This window comes from Mycobacterium sp. 29Ha, from assembly GCF_032883055.1.
Classification (GTDB): domain Bacteria; phylum Actinomycetota; class Actinomycetes; order Mycobacteriales; family Mycobacteriaceae; genus Mycobacterium; species Mycobacterium gallinarum.
Window position 1 is genome coordinate 1 of record NZ_JAMQTI010000020.1, and the last position, 23147, is coordinate 23147.

At 65.3% G+C, this 23147-nt stretch carries 24 protein-coding genes and 1 pseudogene; 11 read left to right on the top strand and 14 right to left on the bottom strand.

Translation table 11 applies throughout. The annotated features are described in order from the left end of the window. Positions 1–419: hypothetical protein (locus tag M1248_RS23100; RefSeq protein ID WP_317149827.1), on the top strand; the 419-nt coding region annotated here is incomplete at its 5' end. A 56-nt stretch (positions 420–475) separates the two neighbouring features. Here M1248_RS23100 and M1248_RS23105 read toward each other — a convergent pair. Next, positions 476–892: a lipoprotein LpqH gene (locus tag M1248_RS23105; RefSeq protein ID WP_317149828.1), complete on the bottom strand. Its 417-nt coding sequence runs from the start codon at positions 890–892 to the stop codon at positions 476–478. A 182-nt stretch (positions 893–1074) separates the two neighbouring features. On the opposite strand from M1248_RS23105, the gene M1248_RS23110 reads away from it, so the two are divergent. The 3 genes from M1248_RS23110 (at position 1075) to M1248_RS23120 (ending at position 3113) form a co-directional block, all read left to right on the top strand. After that, positions 1075–1404 carry a hypothetical protein gene (locus tag M1248_RS23110; protein ID WP_317149829.1) on the top strand — a complete coding sequence of 110 codons (330 nt, stop codon included), beginning with the start codon at positions 1075–1077 and terminating at the stop codon, positions 1402–1404. 102 nt (positions 1405–1506) lie between these two features. Beyond that, positions 1507–2034: a hypothetical protein gene (locus M1248_RS23115; protein WP_317149830.1), complete on the top strand. Its 528-nt coding sequence runs from the start codon at positions 1507–1509 to the stop codon at positions 2032–2034. Between the two features lie 2 nt (positions 2035–2036). Beyond that, positions 2037–3113, top strand: coding sequence for an MBL fold metallo-hydrolase (locus M1248_RS23120; RefSeq protein WP_317149906.1), 1077 nt, complete (start codon positions 2037–2039; stop codon positions 3111–3113). Positions 3114–3120: 7 nt separating this feature from the next. On the opposite strand, the gene M1248_RS23125 is transcribed toward M1248_RS23120, so the two are convergent. Next, positions 3121–4110 carry an amidohydrolase family protein gene (locus M1248_RS23125; RefSeq protein ID WP_317149831.1) on the bottom strand — a complete coding sequence of 330 codons (990 nt, stop codon included), beginning with the start codon at positions 4108–4110 and terminating at the stop codon, positions 3121–3123. A 59-nt stretch (positions 4111–4169) separates the two neighbouring features. On the opposite strand from M1248_RS23125, the gene M1248_RS23130 reads away from it, so the two are divergent. Beyond that, a complete protein-coding gene (locus tag M1248_RS23130) occupies positions 4170–4712 on the top strand; it encodes a hypothetical protein (protein WP_317149832.1) in 543 nt (180 codons plus the stop codon). A gap of 38 nt (positions 4713–4750) precedes the next feature. On the opposite strand, the gene hisS is transcribed toward M1248_RS23130, so the two are convergent. Both hisS and M1248_RS23140 read right to left on the bottom strand, forming a co-directional pair. Continuing rightward, a complete protein-coding gene (gene hisS, locus M1248_RS23135; protein ID WP_317149833.1) occupies positions 4751–6016 on the bottom strand; it encodes a histidine--tRNA ligase in 1266 nt (421 codons plus the stop codon). Continuing rightward, entirely contained in the window at positions 6016–6678 is a 663-nt protein-coding gene (locus M1248_RS23140; RefSeq protein ID WP_317149834.1) for an MBL fold metallo-hydrolase, read from the bottom strand. The genes hisS and M1248_RS23140 overlap by 1 nt, the downstream gene beginning before the upstream one ends. 102 nt (positions 6679–6780) lie before the next feature. Between M1248_RS23140 and M1248_RS23145 the strand changes: the two genes are divergently transcribed. After that, on the top strand, positions 6781–7659 hold the full coding sequence (locus M1248_RS23145; RefSeq protein WP_317149835.1) for a peptidylprolyl isomerase: 879 nt from the start codon (positions 6781–6783) through the stop codon (positions 7657–7659). After that, the gene (locus M1248_RS23150) at positions 7656–8684 is read left to right on the top strand and encodes a peptidylprolyl isomerase (RefSeq protein WP_317149836.1); all 1029 of its coding nucleotides are present in this window, start codon (positions 7656–7658) and stop codon (positions 8682–8684) included. The genes M1248_RS23145 and M1248_RS23150 overlap by 4 nt, the downstream gene beginning before the upstream one ends. Positions 8685–8696: 12 nt before the next feature. On the opposite strand, the gene M1248_RS23155 is transcribed toward M1248_RS23150, so the two are convergent. From M1248_RS23155 to yajC, 7 genes are all read right to left on the bottom strand, one after another. Further along, a complete protein-coding gene (locus M1248_RS23155) occupies positions 8697–8966 on the bottom strand; it encodes a DUF4333 domain-containing protein (RefSeq protein WP_317149837.1) in 270 nt (89 codons plus the stop codon). Between the two features lie 75 nt (positions 8967–9041). Further along, entirely contained in the window at positions 9042–11354 is a 2313-nt protein-coding gene (locus tag M1248_RS23160; RefSeq protein WP_317149907.1) for a RelA/SpoT family protein, read from the bottom strand. A gap of 135 nt (positions 11355–11489) precedes the next feature. Beyond that, positions 11490–12062 (bottom strand): adenine phosphoribosyltransferase, encoded by a 573-nt coding sequence (locus M1248_RS23165; protein ID WP_317149838.1) that lies wholly within the window; start codon positions 12060–12062, stop codon positions 11490–11492. Beyond that, complete coding sequence (locus M1248_RS23170) at positions 12017–13648, bottom strand: ABC transporter substrate-binding protein (protein ID WP_410506725.1); 1632 nt, start codon at positions 13646–13648, stop codon at positions 12017–12019. The genes M1248_RS23165 and M1248_RS23170 overlap by 46 nt, the downstream gene beginning before the upstream one ends. A gap of 26 nt (positions 13649–13674) precedes the next feature. Next, a complete protein-coding gene (gene secF, locus M1248_RS23175; protein WP_317149840.1) occupies positions 13675–14952 on the bottom strand; it encodes a protein translocase subunit SecF in 1278 nt (425 codons plus the stop codon). A 4-nt stretch (positions 14953–14956) separates the two neighbouring features. After that, positions 14957–16777, bottom strand: coding sequence for a protein translocase subunit SecD (secD, locus tag M1248_RS23180; protein WP_317149841.1), 1821 nt, complete (start codon positions 16775–16777; stop codon positions 14957–14959). 72 nt (positions 16778–16849) lie between these two features. Then, on the bottom strand, positions 16850–17182 hold the full coding sequence (gene yajC, locus M1248_RS23185) for a preprotein translocase subunit YajC (protein ID WP_317149842.1): 333 nt from the start codon (positions 17180–17182) through the stop codon (positions 16850–16852). 139 nt (positions 17183–17321) lie between these two features. Between yajC and M1248_RS23190 the strand changes: the two are divergent. The 3 genes and pseudogenes from M1248_RS23190 (at position 17322) to M1248_RS23200 (ending at position 20673) form a co-directional block, all read left to right on the top strand. Then, a pseudogene (locus M1248_RS23190) lies at positions 17322–17734 on the top strand (extradiol dioxygenase). Positions 17735–17879: 145 nt separating this feature from the next. After that, on the top strand, positions 17880–19220 hold the full coding sequence (gene gabT / locus M1248_RS23195; protein ID WP_317149843.1) for a 4-aminobutyrate--2-oxoglutarate transaminase: 1341 nt from the start codon (positions 17880–17882) through the stop codon (positions 19218–19220). A 19-nt stretch (positions 19221–19239) separates the two neighbouring features. Next, complete coding sequence (locus M1248_RS23200) at positions 19240–20673, top strand: gamma-aminobutyraldehyde dehydrogenase (RefSeq protein ID WP_317149844.1); 1434 nt, start codon at positions 19240–19242, stop codon at positions 20671–20673. Positions 20674–20781: 108 nt separating this feature from the next. On the opposite strand, the gene M1248_RS23205 is transcribed toward M1248_RS23200, so the two are convergent. After that, a complete protein-coding gene (locus tag M1248_RS23205; protein ID WP_317149845.1) occupies positions 20782–21606 on the bottom strand; it encodes an alpha/beta hydrolase in 825 nt (274 codons plus the stop codon). 59 nt (positions 21607–21665) lie between these two features. On the opposite strand from M1248_RS23205, the gene M1248_RS23210 reads away from it, so the two are divergent. Next, positions 21666–22130 (top strand): MarR family transcriptional regulator, encoded by a 465-nt coding sequence (locus M1248_RS23210; RefSeq protein ID WP_317149846.1) that lies wholly within the window; start codon positions 21666–21668, stop codon positions 22128–22130. Here M1248_RS23210 and M1248_RS23215 read toward each other — a convergent pair. Both M1248_RS23215 and M1248_RS23220 read right to left on the bottom strand, forming a co-directional pair. Next, positions 22127–22411 carry a hypothetical protein gene (locus tag M1248_RS23215; RefSeq protein ID WP_317149847.1) on the bottom strand — a complete coding sequence of 95 codons (285 nt, stop codon included), beginning with the start codon at positions 22409–22411 and terminating at the stop codon, positions 22127–22129. The two genes, M1248_RS23210 and M1248_RS23215, sit on opposite strands and share 4 nt — an antisense overlap. A 100-nt stretch (positions 22412–22511) precedes the next feature. After that, on the bottom strand, positions 22512–23147 hold the full coding sequence (locus M1248_RS23220) for a hypothetical protein (protein ID WP_163727005.1): 636 nt from the start codon (positions 23145–23147) through the stop codon (positions 22512–22514).

Consider the following 23147-nt stretch of genomic DNA (forward strand, 5'->3'; position numbering starts at 1 on the left):
GGCATAGCTTCCAATCCTCCTATGAAGATCGGAACAAAACCTGGGGTAGTTCAGTCGAGAACGCCTACATCGTGCCTTCCTACGTTCCCGGCAGTTGCGTGATTCAACTCAACGCCGGCGGCGAGATTCGGTTCACCGTCACGAACAATCGTCCGGCGGAAGCCGAGCGACTTCTAGGGTTGTCGACGTCTGCGGCGGAGCAGGTGCGTGTGATCGACAGCGTGACTATCGCGCCCAAGTCAACGGTCAGCTTTGGACAGCCGAACACCGACGACCCGAGCGGTCCGGCGGTGCGGTTGGATCGATTGGATCCGGATCTGCGTCCCGCGATGACGGCCGATGTCACATTCCAATTCGAGCGTGCAGGCGAGCTGACATTGCCAGTGCCGGTAGAGGCGTGTCCCGTGCAAGGTCCGTGACGAATCGCTTGCCGACACAATCTCATCGGCGGAATCGGTGCGAACGCTTTGATCACTCAGCAGTCGGTTCGAATCTCGAAGGTAGCGGTGGCGGTTTCAGCGGGATCGTCGTGATAGAACCCCACAGCGGTTCCTGTCACGGTGAAGGTGCCTTTCGTCACCTCGGCGTCGGCCTCGACGGCAGGGACGGTGACAGAGGCGTTCCAGGCAGTGCCGGTGAAGCCGCCGAGGTTGTCGATCCGCACCAGCTCGGCCTGAATGGTGTCGCCGGTGCGTACCTGCGCCGTGAAGCCGGGGGTCTGATCCAAACTTTCGATGAACCACACCCACTGAACCTGTTCACAACTGATCGGCGGCCGATCATCGATTTCCCCGCCGTTGATCAAGACACGTGCAGTGTGGGTGCCGAGCGCTTCGTACCCACTCGTGCATCCCCCCGCGGAGAGTGTCGTGGTCACCGTTACGACGGCCACCGTGACATGCCTGCGATGCCGCTCCGTCCGGGACAATCGTCTGTTTCTCATGTCGAGGGGTACCCGAGCCCTACCACCACATACTGCGCGCACGGCACAAGTTCGGGGCGCGCGCTCGAGGTGTCGAGACCACGTATGAGCATTCCTCAGGCGGGTACGAGTGTCCGATGATGTTGCGAATAATGATTGCGTTCGCTGGCTTCGTGGCTCTGCTGGTGGCGATCGGCGGCCTCGTGGTCCCCGTTTCGGTGTCCCCGGAGCTGGAGATCGTCAGCTGCGGCAGCGCGATGGCTCCTGACCTGACGGAAGCCCGGTCCCACGACGACGCGAGCGCCGCCAATTTTCAAGTTCGTGGCGAGCTGGTTTCCGACACGAACTACACCCGGTTATGTGAGATGGAATTGGAGGACCGAAGGCTCGGGAGTATCCCCTTGGCCATTGTCGGAGTACTCACGATAGGCCTGACAGTCGCCATTGGCGCGCTATCTCGTCGAGAGAAGTCACCGAGCTGACGCCCGCCATTCCCGCGCGAGAAGGCATGTTTCACTAGACACGCCGGTGATTTCTGTACAAACGCGGTCGCTCGCGGGCCACTAGTGGGCATGCTGTGCAGGATGAACGCACCCACCGAAACCCGTGTACTCGTCGACACCGGCGGCCTCGTCGTCACTGACGACGGCCGTCGGGTCAACATCTTCGACCGGTGCACGGGCGCGCTCGCGACGACGGCTTTCGTCCTCGGCATACTGACGCTCGTCGTCGGCGGGTTCGGCCTGGTCGCACTCATCACGGCGGTCCCCTCGACGAGGCTCGGCGCGATATTCATCGGGGTGGGGCTCGCGTTCGCGGTGGTGCTGTACCGCGTGGTCGTGACGATTCTGCGGCGCCGCAGCCAACCGCTGCACAACTGCCGCTCGGTCGCGGTGATCGACCGCAAGCTCGGCCTGTTCAGTTACGGCGGCGGCGCAATCGTCCCGCTGGACCAGGTGCGGTTCGCGCGCAGGATGCAAATCGGTTCCAGCTCGCCCAAACTCGTCGCGCTGACGCCCGGTGGGGTGAAAGTTCTCAAGCGCGGCAACCCTTTCGACGGTGGTGTCGGCAATGTCGATGAGGTTCTCACCAACATCGTCCGCGGCGGGTGAACGTGCAGGTCTCCAGACGGTCCGCGCTCGCCCTGTTCGCAACGGCTGTCGGCGGAGCGGCGTTCGGCGCGTCGGCCTGCGGATCAGCACCGTCAACGACACCGAGGGCCCCGGTGGCGTTGCCGGAGAACGCGCTCATCACCCTCGGCGTCCAAGCCGGACCGCCCCCGGTGCCCAACAAGACCGGGATCTCGTCCGCGCTGAAGATCGGTGACGACGTTTACCAAATCGACTGCGGCCTGGGTTCGTTGAACGCATTCACGAACGCAGGACTCAAGTTCGATCAATTGCGGAGCATCTTCATCACGCACCTGCACACCGATCACACGGTCGACTACGGCAGCTTCTTGTTCTCCGGCGGCTACACGGCCTCCAAAGGCAAGAAACCGGTGACGGTCTACGGGCCGGGCCCCGCTGGTGGGTTGCCGCCCAGCCAGGTCGGCAATGCCGATCCGGCGACGATCGACCCGCAGCACCCGACGCCGGGCCTGGCCGAGATGACGAAGTCGCTGCAGCAAGCGTTCGCCTACACGAACAACATCTTCATCCGCGACATGGGGACCGACGACCTCCAGAAGCTGTTCACCGTTGCCGAGATCGCGGTGCCACCAGAGGCCAACTACCAGAACAGATCACCGAAGACCGCCCCGTTCCCGGTGATGTCGGACGACAACGTGACGGTCACCGCGACGCTGGTGTCCCACTATGACGTCTTCCCCGCGTTGGGCTTGCGCTTCGATCTCAAGAAACCCGGCGTGTCGGTCACGTTCTCCGGGGATACCACCAAATCCGAAAACCTCATCACGTTGGCCAAGGACACCGACATCCTGGTGCACGAGGCGCAGTTCAGCCTCGACGACGCCTACTACGGCAACAGGTTCCCGCCGAACTACCTCAAGAGTTCGCATACCTCGGCCGTGCAGGTCGGTGAGGTGGCCGCCGCGGCCAATGCCAAGCACGTCATCTTGAGCCACTACGAGCCGACCGATCTGCCCGACTCCCAATGGACCGATGAGATCGGGAAGAACTTCTCTGGGGAGATCACCGTCGCGCGCGACGGCCAGGTGTTCGATCTCTGACCGGTCCTCAGGAGCCCAACGCGGCGGGAATCCGCTCGCCGAAGAGCGTTATCGCGTTACCCGAGCTGACTTTCGCCCGTGTCACGGCGTCCATGGGATAGGACGCCAGGAATTCGGCACCGGCCTGATTGTCGTCCATCGGATAGTCCACCGAGAACATCACACGGTCGGCACCCATCACCTCGAGCGTGCACGCGAAGGCCGGCGGGCAGAAGTTGCCGCTTGTGGTGACGTGAAAGTTGTTGCGCAGGTACTCCGATGGCAGACGCTGCAGGCGGTCGCCTGAGCCGCTCCCGCCGAGGCCGTAATACCGGTCGACCCGATAGGCGGCGAACGGGAGCATCTCACCGAGATGTCCGATGATCATCTGCAGTTGCGGGAACTTGTCGAAGAGTCCCGAGTAGATCAGCCGCAGCACATGTGTTCCCGTCTCGGCGGCAAATCCCCACGATGCCAAATGCAGGCCGTCGTCGACATATGGTGCGAACCAGGCGTCCATCACGGCGGGATGCGGCGTCGTCGGGTGAAGATAGACAGGCGCCCCCAGTGACTCGGCACAGCCGAACAAGTCTTCGTACGCCGGATCGTCAAGGTAGCGTCCCTGACAATGCCCGTTGATCAGTCCGCCTACCAACCCCAATTCAGTTACCGCACGCTCGAATTCGGCCGCAGCCGCGTCGGGATCCTGCGTCGCCAACGTCGCGAAGCCGCCGAAACGGCTCGGGTTCGCACGCACCGACTCGGCCAGGTCATCGTTCGCTCGGCGCGCAAGGTCCACCGCGCGGGCGCCATCGGTCTCGTCCTGCACTCCGGGGTCGAACAGCGACAGGATCTGGAAATCGATGCCCGCGGCGTCCATCTGCTCGATTCGAAGTGGGCCCCGGTCGTACAGCCGGTCGTAGGCGACGGGGTTGTTGGTGCGCAGCCACGAACCCACGACGTTGTCAGTGCTGGCCGGATCCCAGGCGAAATGCTCCTCGAGCGCGATCAGCGACATGACACCTCCGTGGTCGGTTCGGGTCAACCCTACGCGGAGAATTGGGCATCCTGGTGGCGATGAACGCGCCTTCGGAACCGATGATCCTCGCCGAACAGGGCGCTCTGGTGATCGCCGAACAGGACCGCAATGTGCTGGTCATCGACCGCGGGCAAGCGCCGACGGAGATCACGGTCCTGGTCTTGACGATGGCGACGCTGATCTTCGGCGGCTTCGGTGTCGTATCGCTGTTCTACGAATTGACCGGATCGCCGTCGCTGCTGTCGACGGTCATCGGCGCGGTGCTTCTCCTCGTGGGGATTGCAGCTTTCCGGGCGATGCTCGCCGCGGGCGAGACACTTCGCCGCGTACGCCTGACCCCGATGAGCGCCTACATACCGGTCGCCGTGTTCGACCGTGAGAACCGGCTGTACCGGGACGGTGGGGGTGAGATCGTCGCGCGCCTGGACGAAGTGCGCTTCGAGCGCCGCACGCAGCTACTGACGGCGAGCATTGTTGCGGTCACACCGTTCGGCACGCGTGTTCTCGCGAGCGGCAACGTTTTCAGGGGCGGTATCGGCACGCTCGACAGAGTGCTCGACAATGCCGTGCACGGAATATGAGCCAGAGGCGTTCGACGCGACGGGCAGGTCTTCGCGCTCTAGGCCCGGTTGAGCCGCGAAAGGACTTCTGCCAGAACGGCATCGATGACGACATCGACCTGCTCACCGGTCGCGAGGTTCTTCACCCCCACGGTGCCCGCCTCGATATCGCGGTCACCGGCGACCAGAGCTATCGACGCACCGGAGCGGTCCGCCGCGCGCATCGCACCCTTGATTCCGCGGTCACCATAGGCGAGGTCGACACGCACACCCGCGGCACGCAACCGCGCCGCGAGCACTGCCAGCGTCACCTTGGCCTGCTCGCCGAGTGGCACAGCGAACACGTCGACGCGGGCTGTACCACCAACGGTCTTGCCCTCGGCCTTCAGCGCCAGCATCGTCCGGTCCACACCCAGACCAAAACCGATGCCGGACAGATCTTTCCCACCGAGCTGCCGCATCAGACCGTCATACCGGCCGCCGCCGCCGATACCCGACTGCGCGCCGAGCCCGTCGTGCACGAACTCGAAGGTTGTCTTGGTGTAATAATCCAGCCCGCGGACCATGCGCGGATTCACGACATACGGCACGCCCAGCGCATCGAGATGCACCAGGACGGTGTCGAAGTGCTGCTTGGCGACGTCGGACAGGTGATCCAGCATGACGGGGGCGTCCGCGGTCATCTCCCGCACCTTGGGGCGCTTGTCGTCGAGTACCCGCAACGGGTTGATCTCCGCGCGCCGACGGGTGTCCTCATCGAGGTCGAGCTTGAACAGGAAGTCCTGCAACAGTTCCCGGTACTGCGGACGGCACGTGTCGTCGCCGAGCGACGTGATCTCCAGCCGGAACCCGTCGAGACCCAGTGACCGGAAGCCGGCGTCGGCGATCGCGATCACTTCGGCGTCCAATGCCGGGTCGTCGACACCGATCGCCTCCACCCCGACCTGCTGCAACTGGCGATAGCGGCCGGCCTGCGGCCGCTCGTAGCGGAAGAACGGCCCCGCGTAGCAGAGCTTGACCGGCAGCGGGCCCCGGTCCAACCCGTGCTCGATCACCGCACGCATCACCCCGGCGGTGCCCTCCGGCCGCAGCGTCACCGAGCGGTCGCCGCGATCGGCGAAGGTGTACATCTCCTTCGACACCACGTCGGTGGACTCCCCCACGCCGCGCGCGAACAGCGCGGTGTCCTCGAAGATCGGCAGTTCGACATCGCCGTATCCCGCGCGGCGGGCCGCGTCCAGCAGACCGTCGCGAACACCGACGAACTGCGCCGAGTCCGGCGGCAGATAATCCGGGACGCCCTTGGGCGCCTGAAAATCACTCACTAGTTCAAGCCTTCGAGGAATGGGTTACTACGGCGCTCGAATCCGATCGTGGTCTTCTCGCCGTGTCCAGGTAGTACCACGGTGTCGTCATCGAGCACCAACAGTTTTGTCACGATCGAGCCGAGCAGGTCGCGCCCGCTGCCACCGGGCAGGTCGGTGCGGCCGACCGACTGCCGGAACAGCGTATCGCCGGTGAAGACCACTTCATCGGTCCCTTCGGAAACGCGGAACACGACCGAGCCTCGCGTGTGGCCCGGGGTGTGGTCGACCGTCACCGTGACATCCCCGAGTTCCAGCTTGTCTCCGTCCTGGTCCAGTTCGATGACCTGCTTCGGCTCTGAGAACAGCGCCCCGAATGCCAGCTGGGCCAGCTTCGGCCCGAAATCCTTGATCGGGTCGGTCAACATGAAGCGGTCCTCGGGGTGGATATAGGCCGGGCAGCCGTACATATCGGCCACCTTCTGGGCCGACCAGATGTGGTCGATGTGACCGTGGGTGAGCAGCACCGCCGCAGGTGTCAGGTGATTCTCGTCCAGAATCCGTCGTAACGGCACCATCGCCCGCTGGCCCGGATCGACGATGATCGCGTCGGCTCCAGGCCGCTGGGCCAGCACGTAGCAGTTGCACGCCAACATGCCCGCCGGGAATCCGGTGACCAACACGGTCCCCAGTTTCCCATCCCCGATGACGTGGGTCGCAACGCCACACTCAGCAACGCCTGGCACACTCGTTGCCGACCGATCGATACGAGGAGGACACGGGCGGTGCCGACCAACGAACAACGGCGGGCGACAGCGAAGCGCAAACTCGAGCGGCAATTGGAGCGCCGGGCGGCCAAAGAACGCCAGCGTCGCATCCTCACGATCGTCGGATCGGTCGTGGGCGTGCTCGTCATCGCCGGCGGGGTCGCGGCTGCCGTCATCCTCACCAGGGGCGATTCGGACAGCGACAACACCGCCGCCACCGAGACGTCGACCCCATCGAGTGAAGCACCCTCGGGGCCGGGCGCGCTGCCCGCGTTCGCAGCACCCGCCGGTCTGGGCGACGACTGCCAATACCCGGCCTCTGCGGAAAAGGCCAGCAAGGATGTCAAGCCACCGCGGACGGGCAAAGTGCCCACCGACCCCGCCGAGGTCAGCGCCAGCATGGAAACCAACCAGGGCAATATCGGCCTGATGCTGGACAACGGCAAGTCCCCGTGCACCGTCAACAGCTTCGCCAGCCTGGCGAACCAGGGCTTCTTCAACGACACCACATGCCATCGGCTGACCACCTCGGACTCGCTGTCGGTGCTGCAGTGCGGCGATCCCACCGGGCAGGGCACCGGCGGTCCCGGCTATCAGTTCCCCAACGAGTATCCGACGAACCAGTACCAGCCCGACGATCCCACGCTGGCGGAGCCGGTGCTGTACCCGCGCGGCACGCTCGCCATGGCCAATGCCGGCCCAGGCACCAACGGCAGCCAGTTCTTCCTGGTGTACAAGGACTCGCAGCTGCCGCCGGGCTACACGGTGTTCGGCACCATCGACGAGACGGGCCTCGCGACGCTGGACAAGATCGCCGCGGCGGGCACGGCCGACGGCGCTCCCGACGGTTCGCCGAAGTCCGAGGTCAAGATCACCAAGCTGCAGCTGGATCCGTGACCAACCCCCCACCGGCTCCGTACGGCGGATATCCACCGCCGTACGGGGCGTACCCGCCGTCCCCGTATGGCGGCTATCCGCCGTACGCCGGCTATCCGCAGCCCCAACCGACGAACACGCTGGCCGTCGCATCGTTGGTGTGCGCGTTTGTCTTCGCGCCGCTCGGAATCGCGTTCGGACACATCTCGCTGTCGCAGATCAAGAAGACCGGTGAAGAGGGCCGCGGCCTGGCCATAGCGGGCCTGGTGATCAGTTACCTGATCACCGCACTCGCCATCCTCGTGGTGGTGCTGAGCGTGCTGTTCCTCATCGCGGTCGGCCGTAGCCTCGAGGATTTGGACGGAACGACGTCCGACTACACCGTGACCCCGACGCAGCCGATCGACGCGCAGCCACTGCCGGAGTTCAAGCCGCCCGCCACCCTCGGATCCAACTGCCAGTACCCCGCCACAACAGAGCCGGCGAGCAAGCCGGCCAAGCCGCCGCGCACCGGACGGGTGCCGACCCAGCCGGCCTTGGTCAGTGCCAGCATCACGACCAACCGCGGTGGTATCGGCCTGCAGTTGGACAACGCCAAGTCCCCCTGCACGGTCAACAACTTCGCCAGCCTCGCCCAGCAGGGTTACTTCGACAACACGACCTGCCACCGGCTGACCACGACCCCGGCGCTCGGCGTCCTACAGTGTGGCGATCCCACAGGAACTGGCCAGGGCGGGCCCGGCTACCGTTTCCCGAACGAGTACCCGACCAACCAGTTCCGGTTGACCGACCCGGCGATGGAGATCCCGAGGCTGTACCCGCGCGGCACACTCGCGATGGCCAACTCAGGGTTGGGCACCAACGGCAGCCAGTTCTACCTCATCTACCGCGACTCGATGCTGCCGCCGACCTACACCGTCTTCGGCACCATCGACAAAACCGGGTTGGCCGCGCTGGACAAGATCGCCTCGGCGGGCACGGCAGACGGCAGCGACGACGGCAAGCCGGCGCTGACGGTGACGATCGAATCGGTGCGCCTGGACTGAGGCGGCACCTGCCTAGCTGCTCGGCTTCGTCTCGATGTAGAACTCGACATCGTCGCCATCGACCTTCGTGATCCGCATATCGGCGGTGTACTCGGTGCCCTCGGGCCCGGTGAACTTGCACTCAAAAGTACCGCCGACTTTGGCTTCGACACCTTCTGGACATTTCACGTCTTTGGGCTCGAAGCCTGTTTGCTTCTTTACCAAATCAACAACGGATTGCGCGGCGCCCTCAGGCTTGATGGTTGAGCCGCAACCGGCGATCAGCAGGGCGACGGCGGCCATCGTCGCCACAAATGCGGTGCGCATCGCCGAATTATGACAGAAATTGACGCTCGGACGAATCTTTGCCGCAAACCGTCACGCCGCGGACGTCACGCGGTACACGTCGTACACGCCCTCGACGTTGCGGACCACGTTGAGCAGATGACCAAGGTGCTTCGGATCGCCCATCTCGAAGGTGAACCGGCTGATCGCCACGCGGTCGTCGGAGGTGGTCACCGACGCGGACAAGATGTTGACCTTCTCATCGGCCAGCACCCGGGTCACGTCCGACAGCAAGCGGTGCCGGTCCAGCGCTTCCACCTGGATCGCGACCAGGAACACCGACGACGGCGACGGCGCCCACTGCACGTCGATGATCCGCTCCGACTGGTCTTGCAGCGACGACGCGTTGGTGCAGTCGGTGCGGTGCACGCTGACTCCGCCGCCGCGGGTGACGAACCCCATGATGATGTCGCCGGGCACGGGAGTGCAGCATTTGGCGAGCTTGGTCAGCACCCCGGGCGCGCCGGGCACGGCCACCCCGACGTCGTCGGTGTGGCGCTGGCGCACTGGCATGGTGGCCGGCGTCGAGCGCTCGGCGATCTCGTCTGCGGCGTCCTCGTCACCACCGAGTTGCGCGACGAGGCGTTGCACGACGTGCCGCGCCGATACGTGACCTTCGCCCACCGCGGTGTACAGCGCCGACACATCCGCATAGCGCAACTCACGCGCCAGGGCCGCCACCTGTTCCGCATTCATCAACCGCTGCAACGGAATTCCGGCGCGGCGCACCTCACGGGCGATGGCGTCTTTGCCGGTTTCGAGCGCTTCTTCACGCCGCTCCTTGGCGAACCACTGACGGATCTTCGCCTTCGCCCGTGGCGAGACCACGAACGTCTGCCAGTCGCGAGACGGGCCGGCGTTGGGGGCCTTGGACGTGAAAACCTCGACCTGGTCGCCGTTTTCGAGCTTGCGCTCCAGTGCGACCAAACGGCCGTTGACGCGTGATCCGATGCAGCGGTGACCGACCTCGGTGTGCACGGCGTAGGCGAAGTCCACCGGCGTGGACCCAGTCGGCAACGTGATCAGATCGCCCTTGGGGGTGAACACGAAGATCTCCTGAACAGCCAGGTCGTAGCGCAACGACTCGAGGAACTCGCCGGGGTCGGCGGCCTCCCGCTGCCAGTCGAGCAGCTGACGCATCCAGGCCATGTCGTCGATCTCGGCGGCGGCGTAGGTCGCCGGAAGTCCGTTGCGGCCCTTGGCTTCCTTGTAGCGCCAGTGCGCCGCAATGCCGTACTCCGCGGTCTTGTGCATGTCGACGGTGCGGATCTGCACTTCCAGTGGCTTGCCCTCGGGTCCCACGACGGTGGTGTGCAGCGACTGATACACACCGAACCGTGGCTGAGCGATGTAGTCCTTGAACCGGCCGGCGATCGGCTGCCACAGCGAATGGACCACGCCCACAGCGGCATAGCAGTCACGCACATCGTCGCAGAGGATCCGCACACCCACCAGATCGTGGATGTCGTCGAAGTCGCGGCCCTTGACGATCATCTTCTGGTAGATCGACCAATAGTGTTTCGGGCGGCCCTCCACCACCGCGTTGATCTTCGACGCTGTGAGCGTCGCGTTGATCTCGGCCCGCACCTTCGCCAGATAGATGTCTCGCGACGGCGCCCGGTCGGCGACCAGCCGCACGATCTCCTCGTACTTCTTCGGATGCAGGATCGCGAACGACAGATCCTCGAGTTCCCACTTGACGCTCGCCATACCGAGCCGATGTGCCAGCGGCGCAATCACTTCCAGCGTCTCGCGGGACTTGGCTGCCTGCTTCTCCGGCGGTAGGAAGCGCATGGTGCGCATGTTGTGCAGCCGGTCGGCGACCTTGATCACCAGCACCCGCGGATCGCGGGCCATCGCGAGGATCATCTTGCGGATGGTCTCGCCTTCGGCCGCGGTGCCCAGCGCGACCTTGTCCAGTTTGGTCACGCCGTCGACGAGGTGGCCCACCTCGGTGCCGAACTCCTCGATGAGCTGCTCGAGGGTGTAGCCGGTGTCCTCGACGGTGTCGTGCAGCAGGGCCGCGATCAGCGTCGTGGTGTCCATTTCGAGCTCAGCCAGAATGTTCGCGACGGCCAACGGATGGGTGATGTACGGGTCACCGGAGCGGCGCAACTGATCGGCGTGCCGTTCGTCGGCCACCTCATACGCGCGTTGCAGCAGCGTCAGGTCGGCCTTGGGATAAAACTGCTTGTGGACCGCGACCAGCGGTTCCAGCACCGGGTTGAGGGTGCTGCGCTGTGCCGTCATCCGGCGTGCCAGCCGGGCCCGCACCCGGCGCGAGGCACTGGTTGCCGCCTTCGCGGAATCCGCCTTGGGAATCTCCAACGGCTGCGTCTCGGTCATCTGCGCATTCGGCGGCGACTGCACGGCCTGGCCCGTGCCGGGAGCCTCTCCGTTCGAAGCCATGGTCACCTCCCGCCTGCTCAACACGCGCGTTCATCGCGCGTTTTCGAAACGCTCAGACTTCGAGAATACGACTCAGATCATCAGCAGCGACGTCACAGGCAGCGGTTCGAGCACCTCGCGCCCGCTCAGCGCCGAAAGTTCGAGCACAACGGCGGCGGCCGGGACCATCGCACCGCAGCGCCGTAGCAGCTTTTCCGTCGCGGCCATCGTGCCGCCGGTGGCGAGAACGTCGTCGATGATGACGACCCTGCGCCCGTCGAGGTCAATGCCGTCGGCAGGCAGCTCCAGCGTGGCCGAGCCGTACTCCAGCTGGTAGGTCTCGCTGTGCACCGGCGGCGGCAACTTGCCGCCCTTACGCACCGCCAGGACCCCGATCCCGAGCCGCAATGCGACCGCGGCGCCCAGCAAGAAGCCCCGGGCGTCGATACCCGCCACCAGGTCAGCGCCCTCCGCGGTCTCCGCCAGAGCGTCGGTGACCTTGGCCAGGCCGTGCGCGTCGGCCAGCAGGGGGGTCAGATCCTTGAACTGGATACCCGGCTCGGGAAAGTCGGGCACTTCCCGCATCAGCGACGCGACGAGCATCGAGATGTCCTGATCCGTCACCCGCCCAGAGCCCAACGATCCATGTTCCACCCCGCGCCCCATCGAGTCGGACTGCTACTTACCGCGTACATGTCTTTCGACGTGAGTACGGTCCGCTGCTGACGATAGAGCGGAATGGTCGGCATGTCAGTCCAGAGGATCGATCCGCCTTCCCCGAGCAGCCGGGACAGTTCCTTGGGGTCCGACGTCACAGCGAGCGCCGCGATGATGCCGTCGACGCGCTCGTTGGAGTAGCGGGACAGATTGTTGCCGTTGGCCGAATGCAGATCGTAGGCGTCCATGGCGTTGGATCCCGACGATCCGCTGCCCGCCGCGCCACCCGTGCTGGCGAGCAGGACGTCGATCTCGCTGTTGCGCAAAGTGAGCGGGCCCGTTTCGTTGGTGGCGACATCCTGCACCGTGATGCCTGCGGGCGCGCACGCCTTGGCGATCGTGCCGACCGTTGCGGCGAGCCGGGCGTTGGGGCTCTGGTATCCGATGCGGACGGTCAAGGGCCGTCCGTTGATCGCGGCCCGCGCCGCCTCGGGATTGGCGACGGTGAACTTGCCGCCCTCGACCGCGCTTTCGGCGGCGCTGTACGCGTCCTCGGTGACGGGGTTCAGTCGCGCGTTCGCAATGGGAACTTGGGCGTTGCGGGCAATGATGTCGCGCGGAGTGCAGTGTGCGAGCGCGCGCCGCTCCGGCGGCTGCGACATCGGGCCCTGGGGGGCGAAGATGAGCTGTTCGATGCCCGCGGACGGGGCGTCGGTCCGGACGTAATCGTCGGGCAGGTTCAGCGTGCCGGACGAACCCGCCGCCACGTCGACGACGTCGTAGGCGCCCTGGTTGATGCGGTCCTGGATGTCGGCTCCACGCGGCCACACGGTGATCCTGGACGTGACCGGTGCGGCCCCCCACCACTTGTCGTTGGCGACGAGCGCGACCGCGCCTTCGTCGGTCACCGAATCGAGCTTGTACGGCCCCGAGGACGGGAACTTCTTGATGTCGATATCCGGCGTCAGGTTCCAGGTGGTGTTCCACGCCTTGGCAATTCGGTCGACGGCCGGCGCGTCGTTGTTCGTGATCGCGGTGGTGACGCCGCCGTCGGGCAGCCCGAGCTCATCGGCGAGCACGTGCGACGGCATCATCGACGTGGCGGCGAACAGCTGGCCATAGTCGACGAACGCGCGGTCCTGCGCGAAGGAAACCCGCGCCTTCTTCTGGCCCGGAGCGCAGTCGACGGACGCGATGTCGGTGTACCCGGCACGGCTGGCGGCATCGAACCCGGGAAACCGTCCCGACTGTGACGCCCAGGCCAGCACCATGTCGTCGCACGTGATCGGCTTGCCGTCCGAGTACACCGCGGCGGCGTTGATCTCGTAGTCGAGGATCAACGGCGCGCGGCCGACGACCGAGATCTTGCCGAAATCGTGATCGCCGACGATCTGGCCGTCAGGACCGTGGTAATTGAAACCCGTCAGAACCCGCGCGAACGCCTGCGGACCACCGGAGGCGGCACCGGCCACCGTATTGGTGTTGTACGTCGTGAGCATGCCGTCCACCGCGAAGTCGATGCTGGCGGCCGGGCCACGCGAACACGCCGACAGACCCGCAGCGCCGACCGTCAGTGCGGTCACCAGGGCAGCCATGCGCCGGCTCCATGCGATCATCTGGGCTACCGCCGCCGGGCGTCGCGCTTACCCGACGGTCGTCCGGCTCGGCTGCCCGTCGGCCGAACCGGCCGCGCGCCGGGCGCCGGCTTGTCCGGTGGCGGAGTGGTGCTCGTCGCCTCCGACGACACAGCCGCCTTCGCCGGCGCCGCACTGTCCTCGACGACGTCCTCGCCGGAGTCCGAAAGCTTCGCGGCACTTCCCTTGCGGCGGTTGAGCACCCGGCGGGTGTGGTTGCGCACCAGCGTGGTGCGCTCCCGCAGCGTCACGAGCAGCGGCGTGGCGAAGTAGATCGACGAATAAGTACCGACGATCACACCGACCAGCTGGACGAGCGCCAGGTCCATCAGCGTGCCGACGCCCAGCAACCAGACCGCGATCACCATCAGCGCCAGAATCGGCAGCACCGAGATCACGCTGGTGTTGATCGACCGCATGAAGGTCTGGTTGACCGCCAGGTTGGCGTGCTCCGCGAACGTCCGGCGGGTGGTGTGCTCGAATCCGTGGGTGTTCTCCTCGACCTTGTCGAACACGATCACGGTGTCGTAGAGGGAGAAACCGAGAATGGTCAGCAGCCCGATGACCGTCGCGGGCGTGACCTCGAAGCCGACGATGGAATAGACGCCGGCGGTGACGACCAGGTCGAACACCAGCGTTGCCAACGCGGCGACGGCCATGTAGCGCTCGTATCGCACGGTGATGTAGACGGCCGCCAGCGCGAGGAACACGACGAGGGCGATGAGCGCCTTCTCGGTGATCTGACCGCCCCAGGTCTCCGACACCGCGGAGTCGCTGATGGCGTTCTTGTCGGGCTGGCCATCGGGGCCGCGCGGCTGGAACGCATCGAACAACGCGGTGCGCAACTTCTCGATCTCTTCGTTGTTCAGCGTCTCCGAGCGAATCTGCACGGTGGCCGAATCACCGCTGCCGACGATCACCACGGCGTCGGCCTGCTTGCCCAATGCCTCGCTGAAGACGTCCTCGACCTGCTGGGCGGTGGCCGTGCCGCTGGCGGTTTGCGCCGGCATGGACACCTTCGTGCCACCCTCGAAGTCGATGCCGAAGGTGAAGCCGCGGATCACGATGCTCAGGACGCACACGGCGACGATCAATCCGCTGATCGTGAACCACAGCTTGCGCTTGCCGACGACCTCGAATGCGCCGGTGCCGGTGTACAGCCGGGTGAAGAACCCGTGCCGCGGCGTCTCGCTCTCGAGGTCGGGTGCCTCGACGGCTTCGGTCAACACGTCGTCGACGTATTTGTCTTTATGCCTGGCGGCCATGTCGCTACCCCCGTCCCGTCACGTGTGAGGCCGCGCGTCGTTCGCGGGCGATCTGCTGCACCGCACCGAGACCGTTGAGCTTCGGCTTGGCCATGGTCGGCGACTTCGACGCGATGTAGACGATCGGCCACGTCACCAGGAACACCACCACCACGTCGAGGATCGTCGTCAGGCCCAAGGTGAACGCGAAGCCCTTCACCTGGCCGACCGCCAGGACATACAGGACGGCGGCAGCCAGGAACGTGACCGCGTTGCCGGACAGAATCGTCTTACGCGCTCTGTTCCAACCACGGGGCACCGCCGAACGGAACGAGCGACCGTCGCGTATCTCGTCTTTGATGCGTTCGAAGAACACCACGAACGAGTCTGCCGTCATACCTATACCGATGATCAAACCCGCGATACCGGCCAGGTCGAGCGTGTATCCGATGTATCTGCCGAGGAGCACGAGGATCGCGTAGACCATTGCGCCCGAAGCGACCAGCGACAGCGCGATCAGGACGCCCAGGACCCGGTAGTAGAGGAGCGAGTAGAGCAGCACCAGGGCCAGACCGACCGCTCCCGCGATCAAGCCCGCCCGTAGCGACGTCAAACCCAAGGTCGCCGAAACGGTTTCAGCCTCCGACGACTCGAACGACAGCGGCAGCGAACCGTACTTCAGCACGTTTGCGAGTTCACGCGCCGTCTGCTCGGTGAACTGACCGCTGATCTGGGTACGACCGCCGGGAATCGGCTCGCGAATCTCGGGGGCACTGACCACCTGGGAGTCCAGCACGAACGCGGTCTGGGTGCCGACGTTGGCGGCGGTGAAGTCCGCCCAGATCTTGGTGGCATCGCCCTTGAACTGGACGTCGACCAGGTAGATGCCTTGCTGCTGGTCGAAGCCCGAGCTCGCGTTCTCGATCTGTTCACCGCTGATGATCGACTTGTCGAGCAGGTAGACCTCGTTGCCGTCCTGCGAGCACGTGACCAGCGGCAGGTTCGGATCGTCGTTACCGGCCAGCACATCGTCCTCACCACAGCGAGTGGCCTGGAACTGCAGCGCCAGGATCTGGATCTGCTGATCGCTGCTCTGGCGCAGTTCCTTCTCGTCGGCGATGCGCTGCGAAAGCGGGACATCACCAGGTGGCGGCGCGGGCGCCTGCGTCCCGGGAGCCGGTGCCGGCTCCTGTCCAGGCGGTGGCGTCGGTTGCGGCGGCGCCGGCGGCTCGGGTGCAGGCTGGGCCGGCGGCTCCACCGGGTACGGACGGGGTTGCGGCGCCGGCGACTGGGCGGGTGGCGCCACCGGCTGCTCGCCCGCGCCCGGGGGAAGCACCTGGGCGCCCGGCGCGCCTGGCGCCCCTGGAGCGCCAGGTAGTCCGGGGATGGCTCCTGGTGCGCCGGGTGCACCCGGAGGGGTTCCCTGTGGTTCCTCGGTGGGCGGCTGCTGTGGCTGTGCCGCGGCGGACGGCATCGCGTGAATCACCGGCCGGATGTACAGCCGTGCCGTCTGGCCGAGGTTGCGGGCCTCGCTGCTCTCGTTACCCGGAACGGTGATGACGAGGTTGTCGCCGTCGATGATGACTTCGGACCCCGACACACCCAGACCGTTGACGCGATCGTTGATGATCGTCTGTGCCTGGTTGAGGGCGTCACGGGTGGGACGGGAGCCGTCCGGCGTGCGAGCGGTGAGCGTTACACGGGTGCCGCCCTGCAGATCGATGCCGAGCTTCGGCTCGGCCTTCTTGTCCCCCGTCAGGAACACCAGCAGGTATGCGCCGACCAGCAGTACCAGAAAGAGCGCAAGGTAGCGGGCAGGGTGCACCGGCGTCGAAGGCGATGCCACGTTTCTAGGGTCTCCTCGAGATCAGTTCGTCAGCACCGCAAAGGGTACGTGCTCAGGCTGAGTAGTCAGCCCTCAGTCCTTGGTGTTCGGGCTTTCGGTGATTTCGGTCGCCGTCGATTCCTCGTCTTCGACGTCCTCGAAATCGTCATCATCGGTGATCTTGTTGCGCACGGCCAGCTTCATCCATGTCGTGACCACGCCGGGAGCGATCTCCAGGTCGATGGCGTCGTCGTGAATTCCGGTGATCGTGCCTTCCAAGCCGGACGTGGTGTGGATGCGATCCCCGATCTGCAGCGATTCGTGCAGATCGATGGTCGCCTGCATCGCCTTCTTCTGGCGGCGCGACGCGAAGAACATGAACGCACCCATGATGATGATGAGCGGCAGGAAGATGACCAGATCCATGGCAGCAACTGTCTTTCGTATCGGTCTCGGTGTCACAGCGCAGACCGGCAGGTCAGGCGCTTCGTCAGTGACCAGTGTGCCATTGCGGCCGCAGATGACCGAGGCCCCCGTCGCCCCGGCGCAGTGTTAGCGTCCTGTAGTGCTCGGGCACCTCGGCATCAATGTTCCCGATCTCGGCGCCGCCAAGACCTACTACGACGCGGTCATGCCGCTGCTGGGATTCGACGAGTTCCTCACGGCATCCGACGAGTTCGCCTATCGTCCCGCGGGCGGCAAGCCGGGCACATATCTGTTCTTCTATCCGTCGGCCGAGACCTCGCGATACTCGCGGCACCGGACCGGCCTTCAGCATCTGGCTTTCATGATGCGATCCCGATCCCTGGTGCGCGACGTTCACGAACTCATCGCCGCGACGTTGATTCCACGATTCGGCGGCGAGGTCCTGCACCGGCCGCGGGTGTTTCCGCAGTATCCCCCGCCCTATTTGCGACGTTCTGGCTCGACCCCTGGGGGCTGATGCTCGAAGCGGTGTGCCATCACGACCGCGACTGAGCGATGGCGACGAAATCCGTTGCCCCGATCAGTGATGACCGACGATTCCGCTAGAAGCTCCCAGAGTTTTCAATCGGATCGGTGCGCTCCCGACTAGGCTCGAACCGCGGCGCGTCGTGCGCCGAATCTACGTCAGGAGGCGGATTTGAGTACCGTCGAGCAGAGCCGATATCTCGCCACCGAGATACCCGGCCCGCTTTCACAAGCGCTGATCGACAGGAAGGCCGCCGCGGTGTCCCGGGCGGTAGGCAACACGATGCCCGTGTACGCGTCGCGCGCATTCGGCGGCATCGTCGAGGATGTCGACGGCAATCGACTCATCGATCTGGGGTCGGGCATCGCGGTGACCACCATTGGAAACTCGTCGCCGGCCGTCGTGGCGGCAGTGCAGGATCAGGCCGCGAGATTCACCCACACATGTTTCATGATCACGCCATACGAGGGATACGTCGCGGTCGCCGAGCAACTCAACCGGCTCACGCCCGGCAGCGGAGACAAGCGGTCGGCACTGTTCAACTCGGGCTCCGAAGCGGTGGAGAACGCGATCAAGGTCGCGCGAACCTACACCCGGAAATCGGCGGTGGTGTCGTTCGACCACGCGTATCACGGGCGGACCAACCTGACCATGGCGTTGACCGCGAAGTCGATGCCCTACAAGCACGGCTTTGGACCGTTCGCGCCGGAGATCTACCGAGCACCGCTGTCGTATCCGTTCCGCGACGCGGAATTCGGCAAGGAAATGGCCACCGACGGTGAGCTTGCGGCCAAGCGTGCCATCACCGTGATGGACAAGCAGGTCGGCGCCGACAACCTGGCCGCGGTCATCATCGAACCCATCCAGGGTGAGGGCGGTTTCATCGTGCCCGCCGACGGCTTCCTGCCCGCGCTGCTGGATTGGTGCCGCAAGAACAATGTCGTGTTCATCGCCGACGAGGTGCAGACCGGTTTCGCCCGGACCGGGGCGATGTTCGCATGCGAACACGAAGGCATCGAACCCGATCTGATCGTGACCGCCAAGGGCATCGCCGACGGCATGCCGTTGTCCGGGGTGACCGGACGCGCCGAAATCATGGACGCACCCCACGTCAGTGGGCTCGGCGGCACCTACGGCGGAAATCCGGTCGCGTGCGCGGCGGCGCTGGCGACGATCGAGACCATCGAGGCCGACGGGCTCGTCGAGCGGGCGCAGCAGATCGAGGCGCTGATGAAGGACCGGCTCGGGCGGCTGCAGGCCGAGGACGACCGAATCGGCGACGTCCGGGGCCGCGGCGCCATGATCGCGATGGAGCTGGTGAAGTCCGGCACCACCGAGCCCGACGCCGACCTGACCAAAGCGCTGTGCGGTGGCTGCCACGCCGCAGGCGTGATCGTGTTGTCCTGCGGCACATTCGGAAATGTCCTGCGGTTCCTGCCTCCATTGACCATCAGCGACGACCTACTCAACGAAGGTCTCGACGTCCTCGCTCTTGTCCTCAAAGATCTTTAACCGAAAGGAAGTTCACGCTGTGACCAAGGTCCAGAATTTCATCGGCGGCGAACTCGTCGACTCCGTCAGCGGCGCCACGATGCCGCTGGTCGATCCGAGCACCGGCGAGGAGTACGCCACCGCGCCCATCTCCAACGAGGTCGACATCGACAACGCGTATGCCGCGGCGTCGAAGGCATTCAAGGACTGGAAGCGCACGACACCGTCCAACCGCCAGAAGGCGCTGCTCGATTTCGCCGACGACGTCGAGCGCAACGCCCAGGCACTCGTGGAGGCAGAGGGCCGTAACACGGGGAAGCCGAACCATGTCACCACGGCCGAAGAGATTCCGCCGATGGTCGACCAGATTCGCTTCTTCGCCGGTGCGGCAAGGATGTTGGAGGGCAAATCCGCCGGCGAGTACATGGAGAACCACACGTCGTGGATTCGTCGCGAGCCGGTCGGTGTGATCGGCCAGGTATCGCCGTGGAACTACCCCATGATGATGGCGATCTGGAAGTTCTGTCCGGCCATCGCCGCGGGCAACACGGTCGTCATCAAACCCAGCGACACCACCCCCGTCACAACCGTCATGCTCGCCGAGATCGCGGCCAAGCACTTCCCGCCCGGTGTCCTGAATGTCGTGTGCGGCGACCGGAATACCGGCGCTGCGGTGGTCGCGCATCCGACGCCGGAGATGGTGTCGATCACGGGCTCGGTGGCCGCGGGCCGCGCGGTCGCCGTGAGTGCGGGTGGGCACTTGAAGCGCACGCACCTGGAGCTGGGCGGCAAGGCGCCGGTGATCGTGTTCGATGACAGCGACATCGCCAGTGCCGCAGAGGGAATCGCGACGGCCGGATACTTCAACGCGGGCCAGGACTGCACGGCGGCAACCCGCGTGCTCGCGACGTCCAAGGTGGCGTCGGACCTGACCGATGCGCTCGCCGAGCAGGCGCGCGGCGCCACGACGACGTTCGGCAAGGCCTCCGACGACGAGGACGCGTGGGTGCCGCCGGTCAACAACGTCAACCAGATGGAGCGGGTGCTGTCGTTCTTCACCGATGTGCCGTCGCACGCGAATGTGGCCGCGGGTGGAGAACGCCAGGGCGACAAGGGATTCTACGTCGCGCCGACGGTCATCGGCGGCCTTCGCCAGGACGACCGACTGGTGCAGCAGGAGATCTTCGGCCCGGTGATCACGGTGCAGTCGTTCTCCGACGAGGACGAGGCGATCGCGTGGGCCAACGGAACCGAATACGGCCTGGCGTCATCGGTGTGGACGAAGGACGTGTCGCGAGCACTGCGGGTATCCGCGGCGCTGGACTTCGGATGCGTGTGGATCAACACGCATATCCCGCTGGTCGCCGAGATGCCGCACGGCGGGTACAAGTCGTCGGGCCACGGCAAGGACCTGTCGATGTACGGCTTCGAGGACTACACGCGCATCAAGCACGTCATGGCCTTCACCGGCTAGCCTCTGCGCCGCTGGCTACCGACACTTCATCGCTTTTGACGTTTTGCAGCGAAAATGCGAGACGCGGTCTGCATTTCGTCGATAGCGATGCAGACGCGAAACAAAGCCCTACTTCGCGGCGACCGAAGCCCAGAGCTCGGTGATGGACTGAAGGACTCGGTCGCGGTCGATCAGCAGCGGTGAGGAATGGCCTGAGCCGGCGGTCGCGACCACCTTGGCGTCGGCCATGGTCTCCGCGATGGCCTGCGCGTCCTCGGGTCGCCATCCGGTGATGTCCCCGCGACCGGCGATGATCAGCGTCGGCGCCGCGATGCCCGCCATGTCGGTGGTCATGTCGGGCCGGCTGAGCATCATCGACCGCATGGCGTGGAACATCGCGCCCTTCTGCGCTTCGGTGAACCCGCTCATCACGGTTTTCGCGAGATCGGGTGCGAGTTGGAACGATTCGGCCCCGACGAGCGCATCGGACAACGGTTTCAAGAGCAGCGGATTCGGACCAATGAACCGGTAGAGCTGCACCAAAGGCCATACCTTGGTCCAGCGCTCCCCCGTTCGCAGTGGATGGGCAGGTGTGCCGATGGTGGTGAGCGTCCGGATCCTGCTGGGCTGGTGCGCGGCTAGCTGAATGCCGACATGACCTCCCCAGGCGTTGCCCACCCAGTCGACGGGCTGATCGAGGCCGAGCGCATCGAGGACCTGCGAGGCGGCCGACACGCACTCACCGAAGGTGAAGTCGCGGCCGACCGAGTCGCTGCGGCCATGGGACGGACCGTCGATGACGTACACCGAGTGGTTGCGCGCGAGGTCGGCTTCGAGGCCGCACCAGGATCTTGAGTCGAGAAACAGGCTGTGCCACAACACGACCGGCGACCCGCTACCCAGGCGCTCAACGTGTAGCCGGCCCAGGTCGGTGGCGATGAGTTCGGTGGCCATCACATTCTCCATTTACTTCGGAATCCGAAACTTCGGTATCCGTAGTATCCTCATCAACCATGGCTGCGTCAAGTGATCCGCCGCCCGATCGTCTGGCGATCGGGCAGCTGCTGGTGCGGCTGTTGCGAGAGTTTCGCGACGACCTCGCCGCTCCCCGCGCGGACGCCGGCTACGGGGACGTTCGCGAGACCCATTTTCAAATCTTCGGCAACATCCGGATGGGCGGCATCCGCCTCACCGAACTCGCCGACCGTGCGCAGTTGAGTCTCGCGGCCACGTCGGAAATCGTGAACGACCTTGTGGACCTGGGCTATCTGACCCGTCGACCCGACCCGGCCGACGGCCGCGCGAAACTCATCGATCTGACCAAGCGAGGGCGGTCACTGATGGCCGATGCGGGTGGTCGCGTTACAGATATCGAGGATCGTTGGTCAAAGCTGGTCGGCGAGAGGAACTTCGCGCAGATGACCAGGACGATGCAGCGTCTGCTCGATGAGCTCGATCCGAAGGACTCGCGAAGCTAGCGGGCCCCAGCCACCAGTTCGACCACGAAACTGCGGATGTCGTCGACGGTCAGTTCCCTGCCGTCGACCTCGAGGGTGACCAGCGTGGTGAGCAGATCGTCGGCGGGCCTGCGGCACCGCTCGGCGATCATGACGTCGACGTATTGGTGCAGCACGTCGGTGGCCTTCGGCGTCAATGGCCCTGCGGCCCAGCGGTAGAAAAGCGGCCAATCCTCCTGGGGCACACCCAGCGCCTCGCACACTGCCGCAGTGGAGGCTTGACGGGTACTGGCGGTGGTCATGAATTCAATGATCCGCCGGCGGACGTAGATCTGACGTGATCGAGGCGAAGATCACCACGAAAATGGGGCCCCACGAAGTAGGGGCCCCATTTCGACAAAGTTAGTGGACGGCGGTGCGCTTGCCGAATGCACCACGCCAGCCGCGGTGTCGGCCGGTGTCGGTGCCCGTCGGCTGGATCTCGGTGACCTCATCGGAGTCCGAGAACGCGGGCTGCGGCTGCACGGTCTCAGCAACCGGCGTGTCGACGTACTCGACGTCTCGCACACTGCGAACAGAGATCCGACCCACGGCCGCTGCGGCCACGAACACGATCAGCGCGCCGAGGCCGTAGAAGTACGCCAGTTCCAGCGCCACGGACTTGGCCTCCGTCGCCGCCACGGGGGCGCCCGCGTCACCGATGCCCAGCAGTCCCGCCGACGCGCGGCCGACGATGAACCACACGCCTGCGATTGCGCCAAGCCACGCGCCGAGCATCGCCGTCGCGCGGTTACGGGAAACCAGCAGCAGCAGACCGCCGACGACGGCGACTGCGCCGGGCAGCACCTGCAGCCATCCGCGCGCATCCGTCCACGCCCACGCCGTATCCGGGCTGAACGCGAAGTCGAAGTACGGTCCGACGAACGGGATGAGCGCACCGAAAGCGCCCAGCAGAATCAGGAGCAATCCGCTCATTGCACCGCGGCTGCGCTGCATCTTCAGGCGTCCGCCACGGGTCCGAACTCGCGTATCAGTCAT

Excerpts from the sequence above, each read along its gene's own strand:
- M1248_RS23110 (WP_317149829.1), top strand. The coding sequence starts at position 1,075 with ATGATTGCGTTCGCTGGCTTCGTGGCTCTGCTGGTGGCGATCGGCGGC.
- M1248_RS23115 (WP_317149830.1), top strand. The coding sequence starts at position 1,507 with ATGAACGCACCCACCGAAACCCGTGTACTCGTCGACACCGGCGGCCTC.
- M1248_RS23125 (WP_317149831.1), bottom strand. The coding sequence starts at position 4,110 with ATGTCGCTGATCGCGCTCGAGGAGCATTTCGCCTGGGATCCGGCCAGC.
- M1248_RS23130 (WP_317149832.1), top strand. The coding sequence starts at position 4,170 with ATGAACGCGCCTTCGGAACCGATGATCCTCGCCGAACAGGGCGCTCTG.
- M1248_RS23155 (WP_317149837.1), bottom strand. The coding sequence starts at position 8,966 with ATGGCCGCCGTCGCCCTGCTGATCGCCGGTTGCGGCTCAACCATCAAG.
- M1248_RS23160 (WP_317149907.1), bottom strand. The coding sequence starts at position 11,354 with ATGACCGAGACGCAGCCGTTGGAGATTCCCAAGGCGGATTCCGCGAAG.
- M1248_RS23165 (WP_317149838.1), bottom strand. The coding sequence starts at position 12,062 with ATGGGGCGCGGGGTGGAACATGGATCGTTGGGCTCTGGGCGGGTGACG.
- M1248_RS23170 (WP_410506725.1), bottom strand. The coding sequence starts at position 13,648 with ATGGCTGCCCTGGTGACCGCACTGACGGTCGGCGCTGCGGGTCTGTCG.
- secF (WP_317149840.1), bottom strand. The coding sequence starts at position 14,952 with ATGGCCGCCAGGCATAAAGACAAATACGTCGACGACGTGTTGACCGAA.
- yajC (WP_317149842.1), bottom strand. The coding sequence starts at position 17,182 with ATGGATCTGGTCATCTTCCTGCCGCTCATCATCATCATGGGTGCGTTC.
- M1248_RS23205 (WP_317149845.1), bottom strand. The coding sequence starts at position 21,606 with ATGGCCACCGAACTCATCGCCACCGACCTGGGCCGGCTACACGTTGAG.
- M1248_RS23210 (WP_317149846.1), top strand. The coding sequence starts at position 21,666 with ATGGCTGCGTCAAGTGATCCGCCGCCCGATCGTCTGGCGATCGGGCAG.
- M1248_RS23215 (WP_317149847.1), bottom strand. The coding sequence starts at position 22,411 with ATGACCACCGCCAGTACCCGTCAAGCCTCCACTGCGGCAGTGTGCGAG.
- M1248_RS23220 (WP_163727005.1), bottom strand. The coding sequence starts at position 23,147 with ATGACTGATACGCGAGTTCGGACCCGTGGCGGACGCCTGAAGATGCAG.